Source organism: Nguyenibacter vanlangensis, from assembly GCF_013376155.1.
Lineage (GTDB): Bacteria > Pseudomonadota > Alphaproteobacteria > Acetobacterales > Acetobacteraceae > Gluconacetobacter > Gluconacetobacter vanlangensis.
Genome location: NZ_JABXXP010000354.1, coordinates 1 through 3,035 on the forward strand (window position 1 = coordinate 1; position 3,035 = coordinate 3,035).

General features: G+C 66.7%; 2 protein-coding genes. One reads left to right on the top strand and one right to left on the bottom strand.

Annotated features, from left to right (window positions below):
* Positions 1–521: ATP-binding cassette domain-containing protein (locus HUK84_RS23250; protein ID WP_281362815.1), on the bottom strand; the 521-nt coding region annotated here is incomplete at its 3' end.
* A 233-nt stretch (positions 522–754) separates the two neighbouring features.
* Between HUK84_RS23250 and typA the strand changes: the two genes are divergently transcribed.
* The gene (gene typA, locus HUK84_RS13700; protein WP_176640784.1) at positions 755–2,578 is read left to right on the top strand and encodes a translational GTPase TypA; all 1,824 of its coding nucleotides are present in this window, start codon (positions 755–757) and stop codon (positions 2,576–2,578) included.
* Positions 2,579–3,035 lie beyond the last annotated feature (457 nt).

The following is a 3,035-nucleotide window of genomic DNA, read 5'->3' on the forward strand; positions in this document are numbered from 1 at the left end:
TCCAGGATGCCCTCCAGCCGCAGCGTTTCGATCAGCCGGGCGCGCCGGACGCGATAGGCGTCGGGCGGCACGCGATAGATGTCGCGCAGCAGGGCGAAGCCGCCATCGACCGGCAGGTCCCACCAGAGCTGCGAGCGCTGGCCGAAGACGACGCCGATCCGCCCCACATGCCGGATCCGGTCGGCCCAGGGGATCAGGCCGCCGATGCGGACATGGCCGGCGCTGGGGCGCAGGATCCCCGACAGGATCTTGATCAGCGTGGATTTTCCGGCGCCGTTCGGGCCGATCAGCCCGGTGATCGTGTGCGGCGCGATCGTGAAGCTGACGCCGCGCAGCGCCTCGATCACGCGCCGGCGCCGGGGGGCGAACGGCAGGGCCAGGGGAAAGCCCCGGGAAAAGCCCAGAGGAAAGGCCCGGGAAAAGCCGAGGTGCCGCCCGGCGTCGGAGGGCATGGCGGGGGCGGCGATGCGGTAGCTCTTGCATAGATCTTCGACGACGATGCGGGCGGGCGGCAGGGTCATGGGGTCCGGCGAGGGCTGTGTCGGGCGCGGGGCGGCCAGGGTAGTATTTCTGAGAGTAGCATTTGGGGGGCGGCGTTGCGCGTGGTGAAGTTTCGCGTGCAATCCGCGCCGCTCCCCTCTATCTACCGCCGGGAATACGGAATCATCCGTCGGTCCGCTCCGTGGCGCAAGGGCACGCGGGCGGCCCGGCACGCCCGTCGGGTGCCCGCGAAGGAAGTCAGGTCACACACGTTATGGATATTCGCAATATCGCCATCATCGCCCACGTCGACCATGGCAAGACGACGCTGGTGGACCAGTTGCTCAAGCAGTCCGGTTCGTTCCGCGAGAACCAGCATGTCGCCGAACGCGCCATGGACAGCAACGACCTGGAGCGCGAGCGCGGCATCACCATTCTGGCGAAATGCACGTCGGTGGTCTGGAAGGACACCCGCATCAACATCATCGACACGCCGGGCCACGCCGATTTCGGCGGCGAGGTCGAGCGCATCCTCAGCATGGTGGACGGCGCGGTGGTCCTGGTCGACGCCGCCGAGGGCGCGCTGCCGCAGACCAAGTTCGTGGTCGGCAAGGCGCTGGCCCGCGGGCTGAAGCCGATCGTGGTGGTGAACAAGATCGACCGTGGCGACGCCCGCCCGGACGAGGTGCATAATGAGATCTTCGACCTGTTCGCCGCGCTGGGCGCGAATGACGAGCAACTGGATTTCCCGATGCTGTACGCTTCGGGCCGCCAGGGCTGGGCGGATGAGGAACTGGAAGGCGCGCGCAAGGACCTGGCGCCGATGTTCGACCTGATCGTGCGGCACGTGCCGCCGCCGCAGGTGGACAAGGACGCGCCCTTCGCCATGGTCGCCACCATCCTGGAAAACGACAATTTCCTGGGTCGCGTGCTGACCGGCCGGGTGGAGCAGGGACGGGCGAAGATCAACATGCCGGTGCGCGTGCTGCGCCCCGACGGCTCGGTGGTCGAGACCGGGCGCCTGACCAAGCTGCTGTCCTTCCGCGGGCTGGATCGCGTGCCGGTGGAGGAGGCCGAGGCCGGTGACATCATCGCGGTCGCGGGCCTGTCCGAGGCGACCATTCCCGAAACCATCGCCGCGCCCGAGATCACCGAGCCGCTGGCCTCGACCCCGGTCGATCCGCCGACCCTGTCGATGACCTTTCGCCTGAATGACGGCCCGCTGGGCGGGCGCGAGGGCAAGAAGGTGACGTCGCGCCAGATCCGCGACCGCCTGTTCAAGGAAACCGAGGGCAATATCGCCATCCGCGTGACCGACAGCCCCGAAAGCGAGGCGTTCGAGGTCGCGGGCCGCGGTGAATTGCAGCTTGGCGTGCTGATCGAGACGATGCGCCGCGAGGGTTTCGAACTGACGATCGGCCGGCCGCGCGTGCTGTTCCGCACCAACGAGGAGACGGGCGAGCGCGAGGAGCCGTTCGAAGAGGTGCTGATCGACGTCGATGAGCCCTATTCCGGCGTGGTCGTGGAAAAGATGGCCCTGCGCAAGGGCCTGATGCAGGACATGCAGCCCTCGGGCGGCGGCAAGGTGCGCCTGACCTTCCTGATCCCCTCGCGCGGGCTGATCGGCTATCACGGCGAGTTCCTGACCGATACGCGCGGCACGGGCATCATGAACCGCCTGTTCGCGGGGTACCAGCCCTGGGCCGGGCCGATCGAGGGTCGGCGCAACGGATCGCTGATCTCGTCCGAAGACGGGGCGACGACCCAGTATTCGCTGTTCTCGCTGCAGGATCGCGGCACGCTGTTCGTCGATGCCGGCGAAAAGGTCTATGTCGGCATGATCATCGGCGAGCATTCGCGGGAAAACGACCTGGAAGTGAACCCGATCCGCGAAAAGAAGCTGACGAATATCCGCGCCGCCGGCAAGGATGACGCGCTGCTGCTGACGCCCCCGCGCAAGATGAGCCTGGAACAGGCGATCGCTTATATCGAGGATGACGAGCTGGTCGAGGTGACGCCGACGGCGGTGCGTATCCGCAAGCGCTACCTGGACCCGCATGAGCGCAAGAAGCGCGAGCGCCAGGGCGCTTCCGCCTGATCGCGACGCGTCATCCAGGCGCGCCCGGCCAGGATGTGCGGACGGGGGGTCCCGGCCGCGCGGATCGGCCGGGCGCGCGAGGCATTTCCCGGGGAAGACATATTTCGTAATCCTTTTAAAATTGCGATTGCGTTGCAATTGAGGCAAAACTTATAAAATATCGTTTCCTTATATGATTTTAATACGAGACGGGGGCGGTCCGGCGTGCTAGCAACGGCGGGCACGGACCGTGTACGGTGTCGCTTACTCGCCCGAATCGGCAAGATAATCCCCGGCTCGCGGTCCAGGCATTGGGATGACGTCCTGATTTCTGGAGAGATTCAATGATCGTTTCGACTCGTCGGTTCCTGGCCGCCCTGTCCACCGTTGCCTTGATCGGCGCCGCCGTTCCGGCGATGGCGCAGGAAACCCCGGCAGCTCCGGCCGCGCCCGCCGCTCCGGCTGCTCCCGCGGCCCC